A 23,727-nucleotide genomic window follows, 5' to 3' on the forward strand; every position below is an offset into this window, starting at 1 on the left:
GGGCAGGTGCTCTCGTACGACCGGATGCCGTTGGTGTTGGACAGCGGGCACAGGAACTGCGTGTACCGGGTGTCGCTGTCGACGAAGATCTTCAACCACGGGATGACGTTGCGCATCATCGTCGGGTTGTTCGACGTCGGGAAACCATGCCCCGCGCCGGTCAACTCCAGATACGCCTTCTCCACCCCGGACGGCACCTGACCGTAGTAGTTCCGAATACTCGCCGGAGTGGTCGTTCCGTCGTTCTGTCCGGCGAGGAGCATCGTCGGCACCCGCATGTTGTTCAACGTCTGCGACGCGCTGAACGGCGCCAACCCGACCGTGGTCTTCAACGACGGCCGCTGCAGGGCCGCGTAGATGGCCCCACCACCACCCATCGAGTGGCCCATCACCGCCGCCCGACTCGCGTCCACCCGGTCCCGCACCGAACTACGCTGGGTCAGATAGTCCAACGCGGCCAACAGCTGCGTACCACGCGCCGCGTCCCAGTCGTTACGACTGTTCGTGTCGATCCCGATCACCACGAACCCGAACGACGCCAGCCACGGCCCCATCCAGGCACCCTCAGCAGCCCACGTCGCCGTGTAACCCGGCACGACCGCCACCGCACCGAACCGACCCTGGCTGGTGTCCGTCGGGTAGTAGATCACCCCACCACCGAACCCGTTCCCCGCCGGCACACTCACCTGCGCCGTCGCGAACGTCCCCCGCGACGCCCCCACACTGGCTGGAGTCGGATCCGGACCCCGCTGGTACGGATTGTCCGCCGCCAACGCCGGACGAACCGCCACCGCGACCGACAAGGCGCAGAGCGCGACCGCGGCCACCGCCGCGGTGCGCCGCCACCGCCCACCCGAGCGGCCGGACCTCGGCCGGTCGGCCTCGGCGATCCCCGATACCCGGGGCTCAGTTTCGCTTTCTGACATTGCCTTGTACCTCCTTGCGACATAAGGCGGAGAGACGATGAGGCAGGCGGCTCCCGGTCCGGACGATGGCCGTGGTGGCGCCCGGGCTCGGCTCGTCCCGGGTTACCGGTCTGTGACGTCGTCAGCCCGTCCGGCGTCGGCGATGCGCCCGGCCGGTTGGGCCACAGGCGCGTCGACTCCCGGTCCGGCGTACCTGGGCGGGGCGTGGTTCACCGGTCCCGCACACCGTGCGGCCAGCCTCCGGCCCGCTCGTCGCTCCCGGCGACCGTGCCGGAGCACGACGGACGGCTCGGATACGCGACGAAGTGCCCCTCTTCGTCACGCGACCGGGACCGACACCGGACGTCGGGTCGCTGTTGCCCGCACTGGCTCCCGCAGAACCAGGATGTGTCGGATAGTCTGTCGCCGACGCACACAAGTGTCAAACGATTGTTCTCGATGGAATGATGTCCGCAAGGGCTCCCGCAGCGGCGGAACCACTACAGTCGGCAGCGCCCCTCACCACCCTTCGCGCCGGAGCACACGTGGTTAGCCCGTTCGACATCGAGGAGATCTTTCCCGACACCGCCGCCGAGCCCGTACGGCTGCCACGTCGACAGACCGGCGGCTCACCCCAGGGCCTCGCGGTGACCCTGATCACCGACTACACGCTGCGCACCCGCGCCTGGCTGCCGACCGCGGCGATCGTCGCCCTGCTCGGCGACTTCGACGTGACCACCGGTGCCGCGCGTACGACCATCAGCAGGCTGGCCCGGCGTGGCGTACTGGAGGGCAGCCGGCAGGGCCGCCACAGCTCGTACCGGCTGACCCTGGCCGCCGCCGCCAACCTGTCCCTCGGCGGCATGACGGTCGCCGCGTACGCCGCCCATCCCGACATCTGGGACGGGTCGTGGACACTCGTCATCTTCACCCTGCCGAAGGAGGAGAGCATCCGGCGGAGCACGCTCCGCACCCACCTGCGGTGGCTCGGATTCGCTCCCCTGTACGACGGGGTCTGGGTGTCGCCGAACCCGCTGACCATCAAGGAACGGGCCGAGTTGCCCGCCGTGACCCCGGGGACGATCACCGCGTTCCGCGCCCAGCACCTGGAACTGACGGCCGGCGGCACGCGCAACCCGATCGACGCCTGGGACATCGCCGGCATCGCCGAGCAGTACGACAGGTTCATCCAGCGCTGGGAACCTCTGCTGCCCGACCTACGGACCGGTAGTGTCACCGGCGCCGCAGCCGTGCGTGCCCGCGCCGAGGTGATGGACACCTACCGCCGGTTCCCGGCCCTCGACCCCCTGCTGCCCAGCGAACTCATGCCGCCCGACTGGCCCCGGGCACGCGCGCGGGAACTGTTCCGCACCGTGTACGACCACCTGGCCGAACCAGCCCAGGAGCACGTACGCGCCGTCGTCGCCCAGACCGTCGAGGGACCCCACCTCGACATCCGGGCCCACACCGTCGCCGAGATGAGCCTCGGCATCCGCCCGCTGCACCCGGACGACGGCCCCGGTGAGGACCCGGCGCCGACCGGGACGGCGAGCAGTGGCGCAGTGAGGTGACGCGGTCGCGCCGCTGCTCGCAGGTCCAGACGGATCACCCGCCACGCCGGCCTCCCGGCGGGGGTCTCGCGCAGCCGGAAGGGGACGGCAGGGCAATTCCTGCCGCCCTTCGGCTTCCGTCAGACCTTGCCCACCGGCTCCGCGGGCTCAACCGCCACCGGGGCGGGCGACTGACGACGCAGCAGCAGTGCGATCAGCAGCAGCAGCGTGGCTGCCGCCAGGGCCGCCAGGCCCCAGAGCGTGATGTCCATCCCACGCGTGTAGCCGGGCTCGGCCAGCCGACCACCGGCCGTGCTGGCCAGTACCGCGCCGAAGATGGCGATGACCACCGTCTCGCTGGCCAGACGAGCCGTGTTCAGCATGCCAGCGGCAGTCCCGGCCCGGCCGGTTTCGATGCTGGACAGCGCGACACCATCGATCATGCCGGTTGTCATACCCATTCCCGCGCCGAGGGCCAGCAGCGGGCCAGCCAGGGCGAGCGTCCTGATTCCCGGCTCGATGACCGTCAGCCAGGCCGCGCCCACCCCGACGAGAGCGACCGCCATGACGACCACCGCGGTCGGCGGGACCCACCGGGTGAGCACGCTGCTGAACAGGGGCAGCGCCAGCGTCGGCGCGGTGAGCAGGAGCAGGGTGGCACCGGCCTGTCCCGAGGTCATGCCCAGCACCCCGGTGAAGTACGAGGGCAGGTAGACCAACAGCGGGATCATCACGCAGATGATCGTGGCGGCCGCCGCCGAGAAGGCGACGAAGTGCCGGCTACGCAGCAGGCTGAAGTCGAAGAGTGGGTTTCGCTGGTGCCGCTCGACCAGCACGAAGCACAGCAGCAGGGCGGCTGAGGCGACGAAAGCACCCACGACCCACAGGCTCGTCCAACCCTGCCTCGGCCCCTCCACCACGCCGAAGATGAGCAACAGCAGGAATGCGGTGAACGACAGCGTTCCCGGCGGGTCGACCCGGCGGCTCGTCGCGTCCTTCGACTCGGGCAGTCGCGGCACCAGCGCAAGGACGACCAGTGCGGCCAGCGCCGGCGTGGCGAAGACGGCCCGCCAGCCGAACGCGTCGACGAGCACGCCCGCGATGCTTGGGCCGAACGCCAGACCCACACCGAGCGCGGTGCCGAAGAGCCCGAACGCCCGGGTTCGGGCCGGTCCCTCGAACGAGGCGGCGAGCAGTGCGACGCCGCTGGCCGCGGCGGCCGCGGCGCCGATGCCGGCGATCGCGCGGACCACGTCGAGCAGCAGGATGTTGTCCGCCACTGTGCTGATCAGGCCGGTCACCGCGAACACGGCGACGCCGAGGGCATAGATCCGCCGTCGGCCGATGATGTCGGCGAGCGAGCCGCAGGCGAGCATGAAGCTCGCGAAGGTGGCGTTGTAACCGGTCACCACCCACTGCACCGGCGTCAGGTCCGCGTCGAGGTCGGCCGCGATGTCGGACAGCGCGACAGAGGCACCGGTCAGGGTGATCGGCAGCGACACGGTCGACAGCAGCACGGCCGCGAGCACGGTTCCGGGATTCCGACGCACAGTTCTCCTGTTCGTTGAACTCTCACCGGCGTTCCGCCCCTCTGACCGGGGACACCCGCCGCCGACCGGGCAGTCGATGTCGTCTGTCCCCCAGACTGCGACCTGAACAAATATTGAGGTCAAGTCCGATCGGTTTACCAGGGTGCCGGCGGCAGTTCACGAACCTCCGCCGGCAGCCTGTCGGCCGCTACCGTAGGGGGCGAGCCGGTGCGGTCCCGCGCCCAGGGAACCGAGGACATCGTCGGCGTTCGCCAGGAGGCAACGGTCGATGGACAGGCATCCGCACCCCACACAGTCGGCGAAGCTGTCCCGAAGCAGGCGCAGATGGTGGATGCGGGCGTCGAGATCGTCCTGCCAGCCGCGGGACAGCCGTTCCCAGTCGGCACGGGTGGGCACCCGATTGTCGGGCAGCTCAGCCAGCGCCTGCGCAACCCGTGCCAACGGTATGCCGACGCGCTGCGCGATCCGGATGAGCGCCACCCGACGCAGAGTGTCGCGACGGTACCGTCGCTGGTTGCCGGCGGTCCGTGAACTGGTGATCAGCCCCTGGCGCTCGTAGAAGTGCAGCGCCGAGACGCTCACCCCACTTCGCTCGGCGAGTTGCCCCACCGTCAAATCCCTGTCCAGTGTCATGGTCCGACCTTCTGTTGTTCCACCTTTCCCACCACGTTGACCCTAACAATTGTTGAGGTTCTAGGGTGACGGCGACGGTGGTCATCGCGGTGGCCTGGCGCCGGCGGTGGATCCGCTTCGGGCACCCAGCGGCGGCGGCTATTCTGTGCCCATGCGGCAGGCGATTCCTCAAAGCGACCTCGATGGCTGACGCCGACGACGTCCGCCGGCTGGCGCTGGCCCTGCCACACGTGGTCGAGATCGACAGCGAGGGCTTCGACTTCCGGGTCGTCGACAAGGGATTCGTCTGGTCCTACCCCGAGCGCAGGCCCGGCGGGCCGCGCGCCATCCGTACCGACATCGCGGTGCTGTACGTCGGCGACGAGGCCGAGAAGCAGGCCCTGCTCCTCGGCGAGCCCGAGCTTTTCTTCACCACCCCCGCGTACGACGGGTCTCCCCTGGTCATGCTGCGGTTGGCGCAGGTGGGCGTCGACCGCTTGGCGGAACTGGTCACCGACGCGTGGCGCATGCGTGCGCCGGACTCGGTGGAAAGCGACCTCGACGGCGCGACCCCGCGCTGACCCGACCCAGGGACCGCCAGGGCTACGCCGACGGGCACGCACCGGCGGCGGACGGTTCGGCGGCGATCCTGGGCACGGGCGAGCCGGGCACGGTGCCCGGCACCTACATCCTGGTGTTGCACGACAGCGTCGTACTCAACGACCGCGGCGTGCTGACGCGGGAGGGCCGGCCCCCTGGCCCCTCGACGGTCCCGGCCGGCGCAACGCCCGCGCCCGAGCCACCGGCGCCGGATCACCACCGGCCGGGACCGCCCGACCCCCGTCGGGCCGCGCCTACGGGGTACGCGGCGCGTCGATCGTCACCTCAGGACGTGGGTTCCTTGCCGTCCGCCGAGGCCCACAGCACCACCACGTTGTTGGCCAGCGGCGCGACGTCGTAGACGTGCCAGCTGCCCGGCACCTGGTCGGCGGAGGCTTCGAGAGACCTGGAGCCCACCCGGTACTGCGCGGTCTGACCACGGGCGGCCAGCAGCTCACGCGCCTCGGACACCCGCTTGCCCACCAGCGCCTTCAGGTCCGCCTCCTGCCCCTCGGACAGGACCGGGGCATCGCCCTCGACGGTCTCGCCCGGCTTCGGCGTACGACCGAAGACGAGCTGCGCGTGCCCCTTGTAGTCCAGCGGCACCCGGACGGCGACCGAGCAGTTGCCGGTGGCCGAGCAGTCGCCCGGCGCCTCGATCGTCTCGATCGACGGACCGCCACGCTTGTCCTCTTCGGCGAAGATGAGGCGCCCGACCCGGTCCGCGCCGGCGGGCGCCAGTTTGAGGTCGATGCTGAGGCCGTGCCGGGCGAGTTCGGCACGGTACCGCTGCGGGTCGGCCACCGGGTCCAGGATCCTGATGTCGAGGTGACTGTCCGCCCGGGTGACCTGGAGCGCGTCGGCCTGCGCCGGGACGGGGCCGACCGGACTGGACCCGGGCAGCGTCGCGATGCCGAGGAAGGCCAGGGCGCCCAGCCCGGCCACCGTCGGCACGGCGAAGGCGAGACGCCGCCGCCAGCTCCACGACCTGCGGTACGCCGTGCCGTTGACCGGCTGAACGGTGGGCTTGGCGATCTCGGTTACTGGCGACACTTCGGACACTCCCATGATGAGTTGGCGCAGTTCGTCGGCGGCGGACCCGGCCGGACTCGACGCGGAGGCGGGAATACGGAACTGTGGAGACAGCTGCCGGATCAGCCGGTCCTGCTGCTCGTCGGTGTCGGTCATCGGCGATTCCCCGTTCATGTGGTGAGGGACGGTGCCCGCAGCGCCTCGGCGAAGCGGCGACGGGCACGGTGCAGACGGATGCGTGCGGCGTTCGGCGAGCAGTCGAGGGCCACCGCCAACTCGTCAGCCGTCAGCCCCTCCCACGCCACCAGGCGCAGCAGCTCCTGATCGGCCTCCGCGAGCCCGCGGAACGCCGTCGAGATCTCGGCGGGGACATCCGGCTGGGAGACCGTGACGTGGGCGAGTTCGTTGCGCAGTCTGCCGGCGAGCTCCATGCCTCGCCGCGCGGCTCGATGCTGGTTGGCGAGGACGTTGCGGGCGACCCCGAACAGCCACGCCCTGCCCTGGTCCGCCGGGATGTCGTCGATGCGTCTCCACGCGACGACAAAGGTGTCCGCCACCACGTCGGCGGCCTCCTCCGGCCGGTGGGAACGGCGCAGGGCGTACCGGAGCAGATCCTCGTAGCAGGTCCGGTACAGGGCCTCGAACCGGACGGCGGCGTCACCATCGCGCGAGGTGGGTGCGGCGCGTGCCAACTGACTTCCCTTCGCCTGGGCAAGCGCTGGGCGGAACTGCCCAGCATCCTCTACATGTCCGGCGAACGGATGCCGTTTCATCGAAGAGACTCGAACCTCGTCGCGCCGATCATCGCGCTGCCACCGCCGGGCAGGACCGGCAGCCGACCGCGACGCCGAGATCCGCCGCCCTCCGAGTGGCCATCGACACAGATAAACCGATTGACCCAGTGCAACCGGGTTGACACTGTGGGCTCATGAAGCTACGGCTGCTCCTGATCACCGCATTCGCCGCCATTGCCGCCACCCTCGTGGCACCCTCGGCGGCTCACGCCGGCCCCGACGACAACCACAACGCAAGTGTTGCCGGAGTCTCCTCGCGGGCGGCTGGCCCCTGCCCCTACACCGCGTTCTGCCTCTACACCGAGACCGAGCGTCGCGGTCGCATGTTCGTGCTGTACGCGTGCCGCGACTACGCGCTGTACAACTGGAACGGTTACGGGTCCGTCCACAACAACCAGACGCCAGGCACCTGGGCCAACCTACTGGACCAGAACCGCAACGCGATCCACGCCTTCATCCCCCCGGGCGGCGCCGACTGGCTGGACTTCGACCCATTCTGGTACGCCAAGCCGTGCTAGGAGCCAACGGGCCGCTCTCCGGTTGCTCCGTGCCTGCCTGACATCGCTGCAGCACCCTGACAGCACGGCGATGAGGCTGGCCGGCAGTCGACGGCCAGCCTCATCGCCGTGCGCCGGGTAGGCCGTGCCCGGCTCGGCCCGGTTCCGGTCCGCCCTGCCGAACCGACGGCGGGTCGTACCCGCTCGCGTTGGCGCCCGGCGGCGACGGGACTGGCCGACCTGGCAGGTGAGCAACGCCTACGTACGGCTACCGCCGTCGCCGCGATGACCGTCACCGCCCACGGCGGTGGCGCTCTGCCCCGCGACCCGGTGTTCACCGGCCTGACGCTCCTCGGCGGTGGTGTCACGCACGAACCGGTCGAAGAAGCGCAGCAACTCCACCGGGAACGGCATCACCAGGGTGCTGTTCTTCTCCGCCGCCACGTCCGCCACGGTCTGCAACAGCCGCAGCTGGTACGCCCCGGGCGTGTCGGCCATCGCCCGGGACGCGTCGGCCAGCCGCCGGGACGCCTGGAACTCGCCGTCGGCGGCGATCACCCGGGCCCGCCGGTCCCGCTCGGCCTCCGCCTGGCGGGACATCGAGCGCTTCATGCCCTCCGGCAGCGCGACGTCCTTGACCTCGACCCGTTCGATGTTCAACCCCCACGGGCCCTCGGTCGGCGCGTCGATGACCGACTTGAGGTCGGCGTTGACCTTGTCCCGGTCACCGAGCAGTGTGTCCAGGTCGACCTTGCCGATCACCGAGCGCAGCGCCGTCTGCGAGATCTGCAGCACCGCCCCCGGGTACTGGCGTACGTTCACCAGGGCCTTGACCGGATCGACGACCCGGTAGTAGACGACCGCGTCGACGGTGAGCGTCACGTTGTCCCGCGTGATCGCACCCTGCGCCGGCACGTCGATCACCGTGGTCTGCATGCTCACCCGCACCATCCGGTCGACGACCGGAATGATCAACCGCAGGCCGGGTTCGCGGACCGGCGCCACCACCCGCCCGAACCGGAACACCACTCCGCGCTGGTACTGCTGCACGATCCGGATGCTCAGCGCGCCGAGCAGGGCAAGGACGGCGAGCACGATCACCAGGCCGACCACCACGCCCACCCCCATGGCACCCCCTCACGCGTCGCGCGGGCTTTCCCGCTTTCCCGGCGGGTAGTCCTCGCTCGCGCAACCCACTACTCGACGGCGGCGGTGAGCCGGGCGGCGAGGTCGCGGATTCGCGCGACGAGCTCGGATGGCTCGTGTACCCGAAAGCGGAAGCCGGACAGCGCGACGTACACGGCGATCTCGTCGAGTGAGTTGGATCCGGTCCGCAGCAGGCAGGTGTTCTCGTCCACGACCTCGACGACGCCAACGGTGGGCGGGAACCGTTCGGCGGCGGTCTCGGCCGGCGTGTGGAGGGTGATCCGGGCCTGGTACCGGTAGGCGGCCGTGGAGACACCGCGGGCGAGGTAGCCGGCCAGGTCGACGTCGGGTGCCTGGCGGGGCGCGAAGCGGGGTCCGGTCGGAACGCGCGGGCGGATCCGGTCGACCCGGTAGGTGCGCCAGTCGCGCCGGTCGGTGTCCCAGCCCACCAGGTACCAGCGCCGGCCGGTGTGGACCAGGCGGTGCGGTTCGGTGTCGCGTACCGAGGTGGTGCCCCCGTGGTTGTGGTAGTCGAAGCGGAGCCGTTCGTGCCCGCGGCAGGCCGCGGCGACCACCGTCAGCACGTTCGGATCCACGGTGGGACCGGCGGCGGGCACCGTGACGGTGACCGAGTGCAGCAGGTTGACCCGGTGCCGTACGCGCGATGGCAGTACCTGTTCGAGCTTGGCCAGTGCGCGTAGGGACGTCTCCTCGATGCCGGCGACCGTGCCGCTGGCTGCGGTGCGCAGCCCGACGGCGACGGCCACGGCTTCCTCGTCGTCCAGTAGCAGCGGAGGCAGTTTCGTACCGGCGCCGAGCCGGTAGCCGGCCGCGCCAGCGGTGGCGTTCACCGGATAGCCGAGGTCGCGCAGCTTCTGGATGTCGCGGCGCACGGTCCGTACGTCCACCTCGAGGCGTTGCGCCAGGTCGGCACCGGTCCAGTCGCGAGGGGTCTGCAACAGGGAGAGCAGGCGCAACAGGCGAGCTGAAGTTTCCCACATGTTCTGAAGTTTGCCCTGAAGCTAGGGCGGAACCTGCCCTAGGCGATTTCTAGGGTAGGTGTCATGAGCGAACAGATCACGCCGTTCAGGATCGAGATCCCCCAGCACCGCCTGGACGACCTGCGCCGCCGGCTCGACGCCACCTGCTGGCCGGCCGCCCTACCCGGCGACGACTGGTCCACGGGCGTACCGGTCGGGTGGTTGCGCGACCTGGTCGACCACTGGCGTACCGGATACGACTGGCGGGCCGCCGAGGCGCGACTGAACGCCTTCCCCCAGTTCACCACTGTGATCGACGGGCAGCGGATCCACTTCCTGCACGTGCGTTCCCCGCACCCGGACGCCTTCCCGCTGGTGCTCACCCACGGTTGGCCCGGCTCGTTCACCGAGTTCCTCGACCTGATCGGGCCCCTGACCGAGCCGGACGACCCGGCCGACGCGTTCCATCTGGTCATCCCGTCGCTGCCCGGGTTCGGGTTCTCCGGACCCACCACCGACGCGGGCTGGGACACCGACCGGATAGCCCGCACCTGGGCCGAGCTGATGCGCCGGCTCGGATACGACCGCTACGGTGCGCACGGCGGCGACATCGGCGCCGCCGTCAGCCCGCAGCTCGGCCGCGTCGCACCCGACCGGGTCGCCGGAGTCCACGTCAACGGCGGCCCCGGCCCGCTGCCGCCGCTGCCGCTCAGCGACGAGGACCTGGCCACCCTGTCCGACCTGGAACGCGACCGGATCGCCCGGATCGAGGCGTTCATGAACGAGGAGTTCGGCTACATCGCCATCCAGTCCACCCGTCCGCAGACCCTCGCGTACGGCCTGACCGACTCGCCGGTGGGCCAACTCGCCTGGCTCATGGACAAGTTCCGGGAGTGGACCCACCCACGCGAGGCTCTCCCGGACAAGATCATCGACCGGGACTGGCTGCTCACCAACACCATGATCTACTGGCTCACCGGCACCGCCGGAACAGCGGCCTACGTGGGCTACGCCCAGGAGTCGGCCTGGGGCGCCGCCCAGTCCAACTCCGGCGTCCCCACCGCCGCCATCGTCTTCGCTCACGACGTCGGCATCCGGCGCTACGCCGAGACCGAGAACACCATCACCCGCTGGACCGACATCGACCGTGGCGGCCACTTCGCCGCGGTCGAGGAACCCGAGACGCTGACCGAGGACATCCGCGCCTTCTTCCGCGAGCTCCGCTGACCGAGGGCCGACGCGCCGTGCCGGCCCGAACCCGTACGATCCGGGCCAGCACGGCGCAGCAGGTCACCGCAGTGGCACCCGAAACCGAACCGGAGACACCCTTGACCGACAGTGCCACCGTGCTGCCACGGCTGTCCTGGCCCGATGTGTGGGGTCGGCGACTCGACCGGCACGGCTTGTCCACCCCGTCACGTGGCACCCCGGCCGATGCCGTTGCCGCCATGTGCGGCGCCCACGCCCAGGTGTTGTCCGCCGCCGAGGTCTCCGTTGGGCTCCGCGTCGCCGGGGCCACCCGAGCCGACGTCCAACACGCGCTGTGGGGGGACGGCAGCCTGGTCAAGACATTCGGTCCCCGCGGCACCGTCCACCTGCTACCCACCTGGGAGTTGCCGCTGTGGACCGGTGCGCTCCGCGCCGTGCCGCCTGCCACGAACGGCCTCGGCGCCGACGCGCGGCTGACCCCGGAGCAGACCGACGAGGTCGTCGCGGCCATCGCGGCGGCACTGGCAGACGCCGAACTGACCGTCGAGGACCTCAACACGGCGGTGGCTGCCCGTACCGGCGGCTGGGCCACCGACCCGGTGGTGCCCGCGTTCGGCGGCATGTGGCCGCGCTGGCGGCAGGCCATCCACCTCGCCGCACACCGGGGCGTGCTCTGCTTCGGCCGCAACCGTGGGCGGAACGTCACCTACACCAACCCCCAGCGGTGGCTGCCAGGGTTCCGGCCCGCCCCGGCAGCCGACGCCCTCGCCGGCCTGGTCCAGCGTTACCTGTACGCGTACGGTCCAGCCACGCCGCAGCAGTTCGCGCAATGGCTGTCCGCACCACGCCGATGGGCGACCGAGCTGTTCGCGTCCCTCGCCGGTGACCTGCACCAGGTCGACACCGCCGGCACTGTCGCCTGGGTACCGGCCGGCGACATCGCGCCGCAGCCCGGGCCGCCGCAGGGCGTACGGCTACTGCCGTACTTCGACGCCTACACCGTCGGCTGCCACCCGCGTGAGCGGCTCTTCCCCGGCCCCGCCGGGCAACGTGCCCTCTCCGGCGGGCAGGCCGGCAACTTCCCGGTACTGCTCGTCGACGGCACCGTCGCCGGGATCTGGCATCACCGCCGCACCAGGCACACGGTGGACCTCACCGTCGAACCGTTGACCACACTCACCACCGCGGCACGCCGGGAACTCGACGACCAGGTCGAGCGCATCGGGCAGATCCTCGAAGCCGAACCACGGCTGACCATCGGCCCGGTCGCCCTGCGTGGACACGCGTAGGCGACGGAGGGCCTCCGGCAGGGCGTGGCCGTGGGAAGGGATCGCCGCTGGTCAGGGACGAAGCCAGAAGACGTCCCGGAGGATCGCGGCGCCGACACGCTTGTCGGTGACCCAGGTGGTGCCCCTGCGCTCGAAGGGAATGCCGCAGCGGCGCAACAGCACGAGGGCCGGCACGAATGCCACGCACCCGGTAGCCCAGGCGGCCATGAAGACCGGGACCGGCAGCGCGGGCACGTTCGGCGCCACGGAGGCGAGGCCCCAGACAACCACCGGGAGCCCCACGAGGTTGGCCACCCGGGTCAGCCAGATCGCGGTACGGTACATCGGACTTCGCCGGATGCCCAGCAGGGCTTCATCCGTGACCGGGGGCATGCGAGCCATCGTAGGGCGAGCGTGCCACGCCGAGTGGCCGGCGACCAGGACGTCATCGGCGACATCGCAGAAGTCCGCGCTGTAGCGACATACCGCCTCGTCGGAGGCGTTCAGCTTCCTCCCGCTGAAGCCTGCGCGTCCCACATGCTGATGACGACGCCGAACACGAAGAGCTGCAACGCTGTCGCGAGGCCCGGCAACTCGACGACGACGTCGCCGCGCCAGAAGCTGGTCTTGCGTACCGAGCCCACCCGGGTGTCGCCGAGGACCAGTTCCTCCTCGTCACGCCAGATGGACTTACGCCGGAAATGGTAGGTCTGCCCGGCCGCCTCGACAGTCCACCGCCTGCGGCCCACCCGGTCGGCCGAGGCGACCACGGCTTCGGCGTCGTCGACCATCGTGTACTTGTTGCCCCAGACATTGGAGCGGACCTGGAAACGCCGCCCGTCGAGCTCGAACTCGCCGCCGCTCTTCCACATGGAACTGTCCCACACCGTGATCTCTCGACCTCGGTCCGTCACGGCGTAACGGCTCCGCCAGACGCTGGTCCTCCGGGCTTCCATGCGACCAGAGTAGGCAGTACGGCTCTTTCCTGGAAACCCTCTGGAAGCACTGACGGCGCCCGTTGCCGTGCTCGATCACGAGACGGTCGGCACTCCTTGTTCCGACACGATTCCGCGACACTCCCTCGCCGGGACGTTGCGGTCTGGGGGCGTGCGCCATAGCGTGTCAGGCGTAGATAACCATGGATCAATGGTCGGGGGCGTGGATGCGCGGGGTGGCCGCTGTCGTTGTCGCTTGCCTCACCGTGGCCCTCGCCCCAGCCGGGGCGGCCAGCGGGGCGGCCAGCGGATCGGGCCTCGCGTGGCGGGCCTGCCCAGGCGTCGACGACACCCGCCTGCGATGCGCCACCGTCCAGGTGCCGCTCGACCATGCGCGGCCAGCCGGCCCAACGATCGACATCATGATCTCCCGGCTCCCCGCGACCGACCCGGCGCTTCGCCGCGGCGTGCTGGTCACCACGGGCGGCGGGCCGGGCGGCGCCGGGGTCCCCGAGCCGCTGAACCTGGCCGCCATCGTCGATCCCGCGGTGCTCGCCCGGTACGACATCGTCGGGTTCGACATGCGCTTCGTCGAGCGCAGCACTCCGATCACCTGTGGCCAGCCGGAAGAGGAGCCGGGCGGCTACTGGGTGCGCACCGCGACCCACCAGTCCCTGAAGGACACCGCAGCCGAGGCCCGCGCGTACGCCCGCGCCTGCGCCCGACACGCCGGCTGGGCGCTGCCGTTCGCCACGACCGCACAGGCCGCCCGCGACATGGACGTCATCCGGGCACGCCTCGGCGAGCGGAGGCTGTCCTTCCTCGGCGGCTCGTACGCTGCGATGCTCGGCGTCGCGTACGGCACGCTCTTTCCGCGCCGGGTGGATCGGTTCGTGCTGGACAGCCCGGTCGACTACGACCACGCCTGGCGTCGCTTCGAGCTCAACCGGCTCCCGGCCTTCGAGGAGAACTACGCCGCCTTCACCGGGTACGTCGCCGACAACAGCGCGGCGTTCGGGCTCGGCGCCACGCCGGCCGAGGTGACGGAGACCCTGCGCCAGGCTCTCGCCAAAGCGGCGGTCGAGCCGATCGTGGCCGGAGACCACGCCTGGACCGCCAGTGAGCTCGGCTCCCTGGCGGTCATCGCGACGTTCTTCGAGCACCTCTGGCCAGTGGTCGCGACCAACCTCGCGGCCATCCTCGCCGGCACCCCGCCGCCGATCCCGCTCAACCCGCGACCGGCCGCCCTGCCCGGAACCCCGGGCGTGCCGGCGGACAACCACACCGCGGTCAACCTGGCCTTCCGCTGCGGCGACAACGCGTGGCCGCGCGACCTGTCGACCTACCGCCGCGACCTGACCCGCCTCGGCGCCCGCCATCCCGTTTTCGGCCCGTCGGTCGCCAACCTCAACCCGTGCGCCTTCTGGCCGGTCAGCCGGGACAACACCCCGCCCCTCGCCACCAACCGGGCACCGGCGGCACTCGTGCTCGCCGCACTACGCGACGCCTCGGTGCCACCGGCCAACTCGACCGCGACCGCCCGCGCCGTCGCCGGCTCCCGGCTGGTCACCGTGGACAAGCGGACACACGTGCCGCTGCTCAGCGGCCAGGCCAACGCCTGCCTGACCGGCACGGTCACCGCCTACCTGGTGCACGGGCGACTGCCGGAGCAGGACACGGCCTGCTAGCGCCGCCACGCATTGCTCCGCGACAAGAGCCATCCAGGTGATGGCACCTACGGCCGCCCGATCGGCCCGGGTGCCGCGCGGCGCGTCCCGGTGGGGCGGTAACGGACAGCAACGCCCACCCGAGTGGATTGGCCCCGACGCCCGTGTCCGGTCCACTTGAAGCTGGCACCGTCCACGGTTGTTGGCACCAGTGGTGGCACCGTCCGGATTGTGTTGGCACTGGTCTCCGGTCTCCGACATCTGGCGTCTGTCTCGTTGTAGCTGGTGACGGCCAGGGCGGTGTCAAAACCTCGAAGGTGGGTGCTCAGTTCACCGAAGTTGGCTTGGAGACTGGTAGCGTGCGCGGCTTCCGAGACCTACGCGTCCGCACCACATGAGGAGGAGCCGAACGATGACGGATACCGGAACGCGGTTGGAAGGCGGCGGCACTTCTGGGTCACGGAGCAGGCGAGCGGACGGCTGGTTGGCAGACATCCGGATCTCCTACGACACGGTCGCCGACAGCTACTCCGACTACACACGGGTGGCCTTGGCCGGGGAGCCCTATCTGCTCGCGGCGTTGGCGTTGTTCGCCGACCTGGTCCATGCCGCCGGCGGTGGCCCGGTGGCGGACGTGGGCTGCGGACCAGGCCATGTCACTGCCCACCTGCATAAGCTGGGCGTCGATGCCTTCGGCGTCGATTTGGCACCCGCGATGATCGACATCGCTCGGCGGGAGCACCCCGACCTGCGGTTCGAGGTGGGTTCGATGACGGACCTACAACTCGCTGACGCCTCGATCACTGCTCTGCTCGCCTTCTGGTCGTTGATCCACATCCCCGACGACGAGATCCCGGCGGTTCTTGGCCACTTTCGGCGGGTGCTGCGTCCCGATGGACCTCTGTTGCTCGGCTTTCACGTCGGAGATGGGTCACAGCTGAAGACGGAAGGCTACGGCGGTCATCCGATGAAGGTCTACGTGCACCGCCGTCAGCCGGACCGGATGGCGACCTGGCTGCGCGATGCCGGATTCACGGTCAAGGCCCAGATGCTGCTCGGCCTCGACGAGAGCCTTCCAGGAGCGGTCCTCTTTGCACACCGCCGGCCCTAGCATCCCGGCCAAGTCCACTGACCCAGGCATCGGTGGTGATCAAGCTCGACGAGGACGACGTCGCCGCGCTCGGCCACCCCGCTCAAGAAGGTGCCAACTAAACCTGGACGGAAACGCTTCCGCCGTCCGCACCTAGTTGGCACCGCTACTGCTCAAGCGCGACGATTAGTGCCACCTTCACGTGGACCGGACAGCCCGGGAACCGTTGGCCCCACGGGCTGACACACCGGGAATGGGAACATCGACATACGTGAGATAACATGCAGCAACTTTTCAAGATCGAGCACCCGGTGGAGTGACTGATGCCGCAGAAGCGCCCGCCCCTGGTGGCCCTTGTCGCTCTGCTCCTACTGCTCGTCAGCGGCCTGACGGCAGGTTTCTCCGCAGCGCGACCGGCCGCTGCCGCGACCGAGGTCAACGGTGACGTACCCGCGCCCGCATTGCACGTGTCCGGAAACCGGCTGGTCACCGAGAGCGGGGCGACCTACCGTCTGCTGGGCGTGAACCGGTCCGGCGGCGAGTTCTCCTGCGTCGAGGGCAAGGGTATGTGGGACGGGCCGATGGACCAGTCCTCGGTCACGGCGATGCGATCCTGGAATGTGCGGGCCGTACGGGTGCCGCTGAACGAGGAGTGCTGGCTCGGCACGGCCGGCGGGGTCAGCGGTGCCGCGTACCAGCAGGCGGTGAAGGACTACGTGAACCTGCTCGTGGCCAACGGGATCAACCCGATTCTGGAGGTGCACTGGACCTGGGGCAGGTACGTGCTGTTCTCGGCGGGCTGCTGGGACGAGAGGGCCACATGTCAGAAGCCGATGCCGAGCGCCCGGTACGCGCCTGCGTTCTGGACGAGCGTGGCGAGCGCGTTCAAGGGCAACGACGCGGTGCTCTTCGATCTGTTCAACGAGCCGTACCCGGACTGGGCGAGCCTCACCCTCGACAAGCCGGCCGCGTGGCGGTGCTGGCGTGACGGCGGCAACTGCTTCGGCATCGGTTACCCGGTTGCCGGCTTCCAGACGCTGGTGAACACGGTACGGGCGACCGGTGCGACGAACGTGATCCTGCTCGGTGGGCTGACCTATGCGAACGACCTGAGCCAGTGGCTGCAGTACCGACCCACCGATCCGACCGGCAACCTGGCAGCCGCAGCCCATGTCTACAACTTCAACGCCTGCAACAGCGTCTCGTGCTATGACCGACAACTGGCGCCGGTGGCGGCCGTCGTTCCGTTGACCCTCACCGAGATCGGTCAGAACGACTGCGGGCACGCCTTCATCGACACGCTGATGACGTGGGCGGACGCGCACGGCGTCGGGTACCTGGGCTGGACCTGGAACACCTGGGACTGTTCCAAGGGACCGGCTCTCATCACGGACTACGCCGGCACCCCCACAAGCTTCGGTGCCGGCCTGAAGAGCCGTCTGGCCAGAGCCGCCGCTTCCGACCGATCCGCCGGTCACCGCTCCTGAGCGGACTGCGGGATCAGTTCTCCCCGACGCACTTCAGGTTCAGGAGGGCGGCGATGGTCGACTCGGTCACGGCGATGAGGACCTGGCTGCCGTTGTCGGTCGCCACTTCATAGCGTGCCGCTCGGCGCTGTGGCGCCGTCTTCGTCGTCGCCGGGGTACCCGATGTCGTCGACGCTCGGAACCCGAGGCCGGACGAGCCGGCGGACCCACGCCCGACCGTGCGCCGACGATTCGGCCTCCGGTGGGTGTGGGTCCGCCACTTTCTCCGGTATGCAGGTTTACGGGCTGGTGCAGGTCGGTGCCGGGGACGACGGCGTGCCGTTGGCGATGAAGCCGAACGTGGTCGACCCGGACGCCGGCAGAGCGCCGTTGTAGGGCGCGTTGCGCACCGTCACCGACGAGCCACTGCTGGTCAGCGTGCCGCTCCACAGTTGCGTGATGCTCTGGCCGCTACCGAGCGCCCACTGGACGGTCCAGCTGGTGATCGCCGAGGAGCCGGCCTGCACGGTGACCTCACCCTGGAAGCCACCCTGCCAGGAGTTGACCGTTCGGTAGCTGGCGCTGCAGGCACCGCCGGGCGGCGGCGTGGTCGGTGGCGGCGTGGTCGGTGGCGGCGTGGTCGGTGGCGTGTTGCTGCCGAGCTGGGTGATGAAGTTCCACACCTCCCGCTGGGTCCAGGACCGCGCGCCGGGCGCGTACGGGTCAGCGGAGCCGTCCACGGCGTTGGGGGCATGCGGTCCGTCGAAGGCGCCCCACACCACCGGATAGCCCGGCCTGCACCCGGTGTAGTAGGTGACGACGTGGGTGAGACTGCCCTGCGCCGGCTCCCGCGGGTTCTGCGGCGTGCAGCCGTTGTTCCTGACGAACCGGTCGCGCATCGACCGTCCACCCGCTATCGACAGCGTGGTGTCCCGCAGCCCGTGGATGCCGAAGTAGGCGATGGGTTGAGTGCCGCCCTCGCACCCGCTGAGGACACCCCCGGCGTAGAGCACCACCCCGCGGAAGACGTTTGCCCGCGCGCAGGCGATGGCATAGGTCATCCCGGCTCCGTAGCTGAAGCCCGAGGCGAACAGTTGCGTGGTGTCGACGCACAGGCCGGCCCCGATCTGTCTGACCATGTCGTCGACGAAGGTCAGATCCCGGCCGCCGGAGTTGGGCCAGGCGTTGCCGATGCCCTGCGGGGCGACGAAGATCGTGGTGTTGTTGGCCAGCGGCCGGAGCCCGTAGTAGGACCACGCGGGGCCGCTGGTACTGCCGTTGTCGACCTGTTCGGCGGTGCCGCCCCACCAGTGGAAGGAGAACATCACACGGTATGGGTGGTTGCTGTTGTAGCTGTCGGGAACCCGCAGAATGTAGCTGCGGTTCTGCCCGCCGCTCTGGATTGTGCGTGTACCGCTGGTCAGCGTAGGTGCCTTACCGCACCCGGCCGACGTCGCCTGGGTGCCGACAGTGTCGGCAGAGGCATGCCCGCCGTTGAGTATCATCCCGCCGGCCGCGATGACGGTGACCGCAGCGACCGCGGCGGCGACAAGTGCTGATCTGCGCTTCAAGAGCATTCCACTCCTTCTGGTATTGAGCTCTCGATTCCGTGCTTGCCGACCGGCAAGGATGTGCCGTCCACCGTGCGGTCCGCTGATCCACGAGCGATGTCCGGATCACCACGGGCAAGGCCCGCTCGGCACTGAGCCGCCGGCATCTGGTCGTCGGCGTCCCCGCCATCAGCCGACCGTCGGCCCCCACCCCATCTGCGCACGACCCGAGGCCGCATGTGTCGGATCAGGCCGCGTGTGAGGGTGTGGTCGCGGGCCGAGCGCGATGCGCGAATGAATAAAAGGCTGACCGAGTACGCGAGGCGCGTTCGGATCGGGGTCTCCGCAAAGCTCAACGAATCGGACTCGACAACCGTAGATCTGACGTCATACGTCTGTCAAGTGATGCTTGTCAATGTATCTGCACCGGCAACGCGATCGCCGCGATGTGGGCGGCTTGGCCGCCCCACAAGCGGCAGTGACGACTATCGTGTGCCGTCGTCCGTCATCGTTGCTACAGACGCCGCTACACCCGGCGCATCCTTGGGCCAGCGGATTAAGAGGCAGGCACCGGGCGGTGCTCCCGGCGCCGCGCCCAGCGTCGGCATCGATGTACGGCGCTTGGAGTCTGGCAGCATCTGTGACGTGAGCACCATGCCCGACTCCATCGAACAGCGCCTCGCCGCCAGCTCCCGAGAGTATGCGGCGTCCGCCCGTCATCTTCTGCCCTCGCGAGATGAGCTGCCATTGACGCCGCCGTACGAGCGGGTACTGCACGCCATCCTGGATCTAGCCAAGGGCGACTGGCGGCTCGTCCGTCATTACAGCCAAGTCGCACGTGAGGACTGGCGCGACGTTCTCTACTGGGCGTCAGAGGAGAACTCGGCACCCGAAGGCGGAACAAAACCATCTTGACCACTTGGCCCCCAGGCAACCAACACGGATCGGTGACCTGCTCTTTCACAGGCCCTGTGCTGCCGGACGGGTTTTCCGGTGTTCATGCTCATCCGCCTACGCAAGGGCGAGGCGTTGGGACTCACCTGGGAAGACGTCGACCTCGACGCCGGAGAGCTGACCATCGGCCGCCAACTGCAACGCGTACGCGGCCAGCTCCTGCACCGCGACACCAAGACCCAGGCGTCCGACGCCACCCTGCCCCTGCCCGACGTCTGTCTGACAGCCCTCAAGCTGAGGAGCGAACAACACGACGAGGCACGAGCAGCCGCCGGCAAGGCGTGGCACGAGAATGGCCTTGTATTCACCACCCGCTATGGCACGCCCATCGAGCCGCGCAACTTCCAGCGCTCCTGGCAGACGCGGTGCGAGAAAGCCGGAGTCAAGCCGACCACTGTCCACGACGCCCGGCGTACCTGCGCCACGCTCCTGGCCGACCTCGACGTCCACCCGAGAGTCGCCATGCAGGTCCTCCGGCACGCCCGCTTCTCCGTGACGATGGAGATCTACACGCAGGTGTCGTCCAAGGCGACCCGGGACGCCCTCAAGCGCCTCGGTGATTCCCCCGGCAGATGACCGTTGCTGTACTTAGCTGCTGTACGGGCAGCAAAAAGGCCACTCCCATCATTGGGAAGTGGCCTTTTACCTGCGTGGGCGATACTGGGATCGAACCAGTGACCTCTTCGGTGTGAATGTCGATCCCGGATGTCATCGGACCCTATGGGCTGTCGCCTGCTGCCGAATTCTTCGGCTGGTATACCAGCGGTGGAGTGTTTAAAGTATGTAGCAGCAAGCCTCTTGCTGACTTCTTGCTGACGCTGCCACCATGATGCTGCCGGTGTGTCGCCTGAGTAGGCCCTCACGGAGTGTCAACAGAGGCCGCCTGCCACCGCCGCAGGCGAACCCGCCCAACCATGGCCGTTCTTCCACACGGCTGCGATGCCGAGCTGTTCAAGAAGCTGAACGCATGCCTCCCCCACTGCCTCACTGAACAGTGCGACTTTCCCTACCGGCACACTAGCCTCGTAGAGAAAGAAGCTATAAAAGAGTAGTTGGCCTACCGCCTCGCGGGCCGCATGCACGCCGTTGCCGGCCTTGACTATCTTGGCCTCAATCAACCAGTGCGCGTCATCGCGGTCGGCCACTAGATCCCTCGGGTGAACGTTCGTTGCTACCTCGAACCCGGCCGCCTGGAGAAAGAGGCCGTACTCTTTGACGAGGGTTTCGTGCTTTTTAGTCTTGACGATCACCTGCTGCTCGATGGTCTGCCGATAGTCGGCGTCACTCTTCGGCTTGAACTCTGCCGTCTTTTTTTTAGGAGGCGGCTTCGCTACCGGCGCAGTGACGATCGCAGCGTCGCCAGACTGGCGAACCTCCTCCCGGCCTTCGAGGGCAAGAGCGTATAGCCGGACGAAACGTTGCAGGTCGGCCACCATCTCCTGCTCGGTTGGAAGGTCGGTCAGCGTGTAAATACGGGCGAGGATGTTGCCGTACTCGTAGTCCACGGGGAGCGTTGCAGTGGCTCGAAGGTCGATCGTGGCTTCGAGGTCTTGAACGTCGGCGGGATTGAAGACTGAGCGAATCGCTTCAGCCTGTTGTTTGAGCAGCTTGCGGGCCTTGGCTCCGCCATGCGTCTTCCGAAGCTCTGTGACGCCCTGGTTCAGGGTTAACGCTACGGTCTTCATGTCTGCCGCGAAGAGGTATACGACGTACATACCGCGCTGGGCCGTCGTCGTCTCGTCCGGGTCAAAGATGGCAATCCAGGGACAGTATGACGCGCCTCCGGTGCCTCCGCTCCCCTGAGCAATATAGCCACCGGGAATCCATTGCTCGACTTCCTCCTTGGCGCCGCGCAGGAGCTTCTGAGCTTGACTACTCATGCCCAGTGTCCTGTCGTACTTCAGACCGATAGCCTCGATAAGTTCTCGTAGGTACACCGCACGCTCCCTGTCGCATAGCACTCCGGCGTCAAGCATATAATTGACGTACGCTTGACGGTGTCCTGCCTTATTTGGCACGGGATGGATTAACACCCAGCAAGACGCGCTTGTAGCGCTCCGTGCCGCTACTCAACTCCAAGAGTCTCGGCACATCGTACGCTCGGCGCATTGCGTTGATGGCGGCGTTTACAGCCTCATCGCGGTGTCGCATGGCTGTCCACCAATCAGGCTCGTCACTTCCATGGACAAGCCTACTTCTAGTATCGTAAAGCTTTTTTAGCCTTGAGAACAGATCTGCTCGTTTCAGTTCGTCGCCCGACTCGAGCAGCATTGCCAGCGATCCGCAAACCTTGAATGACGTTTCCTGGGCTTCGCCAAATAAGTTTTCCCAGCACATAACCGCATCAATAAATCCGTCCATCGGATCAAGCCGGGCCGTGGCCGCTGAAAGCAGGCGGCGCATGCCGATATTTAGCGACCGAGGATGCTCGCGTGACACCCTTAAAGCCCAATCGCTTGCTCGGCCCGCTGCCGCTTGGTCTAGAATTGTAGAACCATAGGGACCAAACTCATTCGAGGCAATTGCGACGCTGGCGCCGGAGTCCAAAGGGCTGAGTCGCGTCGTACGTTGCACCAATGCTGCAATTAAATCCCCCTCAGACGCGAGCAGAAGCGAGTACCGGGCCCGGTCGATGTTATTTTGCACCTCCTGACGCGCTGCTTCTAAGGCGGAGTTCTTAGGGTTCTCCTCACTGAATCCGATGCCAAAATCAAACTCATCCGCATGGTCAACCTTGATGATCTTCTGACTTGCCGTAGTCACTAGAATGGCCGTGACGGTCGGCTCCCGTCTCGGACCAAGGCGATTGACAGCAGGTATAGTTGGTCGCACCAGCCTACCTACAACCAAATCTACCTCCTCTACCGACCTACCCAACTCTATATTTGACAGGCCGACGAGAACGGGCAGTTGAACCCGCTCTCCACGAGCAAGAGCCCGTGAGACCGCAAGCACTTCACGGGCTTGCTGGACAGCCTCCTCCACGGTAGGGAGCCGGTCGACGCTTGCTATTAACAGGGCATAGCTGATTAACGTCTGCGGCAAGCTCTCGATTTGCAAGGTCCAATAATCGCCGGCCTCCGATGTCAGATATGAGCTACCTCGACTACCGTTGAAATCCGGAAACAAGCGCCGCAAGGAATCGTCTGCGAGTACGGCAACTCGAAGGCGATTTGCAGATTCAAGCCGGTCGCCAACCGAGAACGGAACTAGTCCTGGATGACGGAATTTCGACTCATCCTCCACAGGAAGCAGAAGTACAGGGTAGGCATCTCGAACGCACTCCAGAAACACACTCTCCACTGCGTCATCCGACACAACATCCGGCAATACTCCACCACATTTTTGTCGCATGGCAGTGGCTATCGGGGTACCCGACCCCCCTGGGCCCGGCACGAGGGCCAGCGTTCGCAGCCAGTCACGCTGATAGCCCAGCTCGGATTGCATGATTTGAACTGTTAGCGACTCCAGGAAGGCTACGCATTGACCTTGCACTGAAGTTGGCACTACTTCATCAAGTGAAGATCCGCCCTCTATATTCAACACATATTTAATGAAGGCATCACCGAAAGCCTGGCGGGCGGCGTCAAACTGATCACTCGGCATTGAGGGACGCTAACACAACACTCCCCGTTCTTTCTCGCGAGGGCGATATGAATTTGTGGCGCGCCCGCCGGCCGAACTACGCCATCCCGTCTGCCGCCGACCCACACCTTGGTGGAGCGGGCCAGGGCCAGGGTGACAAGGTGGAGCGCCCTACTGGACGTACGACCTTGTCACCCTGGCCCTGGCCTGCTCGGCTTGCCTGGGTCGGTGGCTGGCGGGATGGCATCCCACCCCCACCACCCACGGACCGGAACCGTTCGGCAACTCCATCCTGGAGTCGTCTGGCCCCCGCCGGAGGCAGCTCTAACCCCAACCC

General features: G+C 68.0%; 21 protein-coding genes and 1 pseudogene. 10 read left to right on the forward strand and 12 right to left on the reverse strand.

Annotated elements, in window-relative coordinates; translation table 11 throughout:
- On the reverse strand, window positions 1-926 hold a 926-nt coding region (locus E1182_RS16070), incomplete at its 3' end, for a dienelactone hydrolase family protein (protein WP_132265752.1).
- Between the two features lie 524 nt (window positions 927-1,450).
- Between E1182_RS16070 and E1182_RS16075 the strand changes: the two genes are divergently transcribed.
- The gene (locus tag E1182_RS16075; protein WP_132265754.1) at window positions 1,451-2,476 is read left to right on the forward strand and encodes a PaaX family transcriptional regulator C-terminal domain-containing protein; all 1,026 of its coding nucleotides are present in this window, start codon (window positions 1,451-1,453) and stop codon (window positions 2,474-2,476) included.
- Between the two features lie 119 nt (window positions 2,477-2,595).
- Here the strand turns inward: E1182_RS16075 and E1182_RS16080 are convergent, their stop codons facing one another.
- Window positions 2,596-4,005: an MFS transporter gene (locus E1182_RS16080; RefSeq protein WP_243706240.1), complete on the reverse strand. Its 1,410-nt coding sequence runs from the start codon at window positions 4,003-4,005 to the stop codon at window positions 2,596-2,598.
- 156 nt (window positions 4,006-4,161) lie between these two features.
- Window positions 4,162-4,638 (reverse strand): redox-sensitive transcriptional activator SoxR, encoded by a 477-nt coding sequence (soxR, locus tag E1182_RS16085; protein ID WP_132265756.1) that lies wholly within the window; start codon window positions 4,636-4,638, stop codon window positions 4,162-4,164.
- 182 nt (window positions 4,639-4,820) lie between these two features.
- Here soxR and E1182_RS16090 point away from each other — a divergent pair, with 182 nt between their 5' ends.
- Window positions 4,821-5,198, forward strand: a complete 378-nt coding sequence (locus tag E1182_RS16090) for an MmcQ/YjbR family DNA-binding protein (RefSeq protein WP_132265758.1) — start codon at window positions 4,821-4,823, stop codon at window positions 5,196-5,198.
- Window positions 5,199-5,502: 304 nt separating this feature from the next.
- Here E1182_RS16090 and E1182_RS16095 read toward each other — a convergent pair whose 3' ends face one another.
- Window positions 5,503-6,405 (reverse strand): hypothetical protein, encoded by a 903-nt coding sequence (locus tag E1182_RS16095; protein ID WP_132265761.1) that lies wholly within the window; start codon window positions 6,403-6,405, stop codon window positions 5,503-5,505.
- Window positions 6,406-6,419: 14 nt separating this feature from the next.
- Window positions 6,420-6,941: an RNA polymerase sigma factor gene (locus E1182_RS16100; protein WP_243706241.1), complete on the reverse strand. Its 522-nt coding sequence runs from the start codon at window positions 6,939-6,941 to the stop codon at window positions 6,420-6,422.
- 236 nt (window positions 6,942-7,177) lie between these two features.
- Here E1182_RS16100 and E1182_RS16105 point away from each other — a divergent pair, with 236 nt between their 5' ends.
- Window positions 7,178-7,561: a peptidase inhibitor family I36 protein gene (locus E1182_RS16105; RefSeq protein ID WP_132265766.1), complete on the forward strand. Its 384-nt coding sequence runs from the start codon at window positions 7,178-7,180 to the stop codon at window positions 7,559-7,561.
- 237 nt (window positions 7,562-7,798) lie between these two features.
- Here E1182_RS16105 and E1182_RS16110 read toward each other — a convergent pair whose 3' ends face one another.
- Together E1182_RS16110 and E1182_RS16115 are read right to left on the reverse strand one after the other, a co-directional pair.
- The gene (locus E1182_RS16110; protein WP_132265768.1) at window positions 7,799-8,668 is read right to left on the reverse strand and encodes a slipin family protein; all 870 of its coding nucleotides are present in this window, start codon (window positions 8,666-8,668) and stop codon (window positions 7,799-7,801) included.
- A 68-nt stretch (window positions 8,669-8,736) separates the two neighbouring features.
- On the reverse strand, window positions 8,737-9,687 hold the full coding sequence (locus E1182_RS16115) for a YafY family protein (protein WP_132265771.1): 951 nt from the start codon (window positions 9,685-9,687) through the stop codon (window positions 8,737-8,739).
- A 63-nt stretch (window positions 9,688-9,750) separates the two neighbouring features.
- Here E1182_RS16115 and E1182_RS16120 point away from each other — a divergent pair, with 63 nt between their 5' ends.
- Window positions 9,751-10,893, forward strand: coding sequence for an epoxide hydrolase family protein (locus E1182_RS16120; RefSeq protein WP_132265773.1), 1,143 nt, complete (start codon window positions 9,751-9,753; stop codon window positions 10,891-10,893).
- 101 nt (window positions 10,894-10,994) lie between these two features.
- Window positions 10,995-12,164: a winged helix DNA-binding domain-containing protein gene (locus E1182_RS16125; protein ID WP_243706242.1), complete on the forward strand. Its 1,170-nt coding sequence runs from the start codon at window positions 10,995-10,997 to the stop codon at window positions 12,162-12,164.
- Between the two features lie 51 nt (window positions 12,165-12,215).
- Here E1182_RS16125 and E1182_RS16130 read toward each other — a convergent pair whose 3' ends face one another.
- Entirely contained in the window at window positions 12,216-12,536 is a 321-nt protein-coding gene (locus E1182_RS16130) for a hypothetical protein (RefSeq protein WP_132265775.1), read from the reverse strand.
- 110 nt (window positions 12,537-12,646) lie between these two features.
- Window positions 12,647-13,099: a hypothetical protein gene (locus E1182_RS16135; RefSeq protein WP_243706243.1), complete on the reverse strand. Its 453-nt coding sequence runs from the start codon at window positions 13,097-13,099 to the stop codon at window positions 12,647-12,649.
- Between the two features lie 401 nt (window positions 13,100-13,500).
- Between E1182_RS16135 and E1182_RS16140 the strand changes: the two genes are divergently transcribed.
- The 3 genes from E1182_RS16140 (at window position 13,501) to E1182_RS16150 (ending at window position 17,322) form a co-directional block, all read left to right on the forward strand.
- Window positions 13,501-14,766: an alpha/beta fold hydrolase gene (locus tag E1182_RS16140; RefSeq protein ID WP_165942625.1), complete on the forward strand. Its 1,266-nt coding sequence runs from the start codon at window positions 13,501-13,503 to the stop codon at window positions 14,764-14,766.
- A gap of 391 nt (window positions 14,767-15,157) precedes the next feature.
- Complete coding sequence (locus tag E1182_RS16145; protein WP_030334716.1) at window positions 15,158-15,856, forward strand: class I SAM-dependent methyltransferase; 699 nt, start codon at window positions 15,158-15,160, stop codon at window positions 15,854-15,856.
- 302 nt (window positions 15,857-16,158) lie between these two features.
- A complete protein-coding gene (locus tag E1182_RS16150; protein WP_132265779.1) occupies window positions 16,159-17,322 on the forward strand; it encodes a glycoside hydrolase family 5 protein in 1,164 nt (387 codons plus the stop codon).
- Window positions 17,323-17,600: 278 nt separating this feature from the next.
- Here the strand turns inward: E1182_RS16150 and E1182_RS16155 are convergent, their stop codons facing one another.
- Complete coding sequence (locus E1182_RS16155; protein ID WP_132265781.1) at window positions 17,601-18,878, reverse strand: cellulose binding domain-containing protein; 1,278 nt, start codon at window positions 18,876-18,878, stop codon at window positions 17,601-17,603.
- Window positions 18,879-19,496: 618 nt separating this feature from the next.
- Here E1182_RS16155 and E1182_RS16160 point away from each other — a divergent pair.
- The gene (locus E1182_RS16160; RefSeq protein ID WP_132265783.1) at window positions 19,497-19,766 is read left to right on the forward strand and encodes a hypothetical protein; all 270 of its coding nucleotides are present in this window, start codon (window positions 19,497-19,499) and stop codon (window positions 19,764-19,766) included.
- 93 nt (window positions 19,767-19,859) lie between these two features.
- Window positions 19,860-20,381 (forward strand): annotated as a pseudogene (locus E1182_RS16165) (site-specific integrase); the annotation flags it as partial.
- A gap of 293 nt (window positions 20,382-20,674) precedes the next feature.
- Here E1182_RS16165 and E1182_RS16170 read toward each other — a convergent pair.
- Window positions 20,675-21,742 (reverse strand): MrcB family domain-containing protein, encoded by a 1,068-nt coding sequence (locus E1182_RS16170; protein ID WP_165942626.1) that lies wholly within the window; start codon window positions 21,740-21,742, stop codon window positions 20,675-20,677.
- A gap of 70 nt (window positions 21,743-21,812) precedes the next feature.
- Window positions 21,813-23,411, reverse strand: coding sequence for a HEPN domain-containing protein (locus E1182_RS16175; protein ID WP_132265787.1), 1,599 nt, complete (start codon window positions 23,409-23,411; stop codon window positions 21,813-21,815).
- Window positions 23,412-23,727: the final 316 nt, after the last annotated feature.

This window comes from Micromonospora sp. KC721, from assembly GCF_004348355.1.
Lineage (GTDB): Bacteria > Actinomycetota > Actinomycetes > Mycobacteriales > Micromonosporaceae > Micromonospora.